The 1028-nt window shown below is 61.4% G+C and carries 1 protein-coding gene; it reads right to left on the bottom strand.

The features are described from left to right. Positions 1–99: 99 nt before the first annotated feature. Entirely contained in the window at positions 100–621 is a 522-nt protein-coding gene (locus QK442_RS36185; RefSeq protein ID WP_282698386.1) for an SMI1/KNR4 family protein, read from the bottom strand. Positions 622–1028: the final 407 nt, after the last annotated feature.

The raw sequence follows: 1028 nt of genomic DNA, 5'->3' as shown, positions 1-1028 counted from the left end.
CGTCAACTACTGCCGTCACCCCACGCAGAAGCCCCGCCAGGACACACCCGGCGGGGCTTCAAATTTGCTATCGCGACCAAGGGATGACCCCTGGGAGACTCACGCCAAAGAGTCAGCCTCAGCAAGATTCTCGGCGATCATCCCTCGGAAGAAATCCGAGAAGGTTCGATATCTTTCGATTTCCCCGCCAGCAAGCCAGATAACCGGCGCCGTTCGATTCGACTCTCTCGCACACGGCATGACGAGGATGTCGATGTCCGTTCGTGACGCACCGATGGGAATCAGGCGGGAGAAATCCCCTCCTCGCTCAATCTGCACCTCATCCTCGATCACACGCACGAGTTCCTCGGCCTCGGCGTAAGCGACACTACCGAAGTCCGCCGTCCCAAACAGGTCGATGTCCTGCAAGATGGCCGGCCAACCGTCCGCATGCAGCAGGAAATCGGCATACTCAGGGTCCACAGGACAGTGCGTCACTGTAGCGATCTCCGCGATCCGCTCCGATGCGGCCGGAGGCTGACGTGACTCATGACGCCAGAGCCCATCTCGGTCGCTGACCGCCAACCTACGCTTAGCCGTTTCCATTTCTGCAAAAAGCGCCGACCAATCAGACACCGCCACCCCTGTTATCCACCAGTACGAACCTCCTAGGACTGCACCCCACCGGGCAGCGCTGCCCTTGGGCAGAAAGACTACTGTTCACCCGCTTAGTCATATCGATCCAGGTTGGCGGCTTCCCATGACCCAGCCACATCGCATCTGGCGCGTGCCCGGCAACACCAGAGTAGGGAGTTCCGGCCGCCGCCGCACGACGCCGCTCGCCCGCCGCCTCACGGGCCGCCTCCCTCCTGATGGAACCTGCGGTAGAGACCCGACCAGTGGGCGACATCTGCCCTTGCGCAATGGCGTCATTGGCTGCATCTACGTAGTCCGCAAACTGCTGCGCCTCTTCATCTGTGGCCCACTCGGGGATCCTGACCTCGGCTTCGCCGTTCGTGTTGCAGTTGTGAACGAGGACCGGCGTAGTG

The sequence above is a fragment of the Streptomyces sp. CC208A genome (genome assembly GCF_030010625.1).
Classification (GTDB): Bacteria; Actinomycetota; Actinomycetes; order Streptomycetales; family Streptomycetaceae; genus Streptomyces.
The sequence above is the reverse complement of the archived record's forward strand: the minus strand, read 5'-3'. Positions and strand labels throughout refer to the sequence as shown.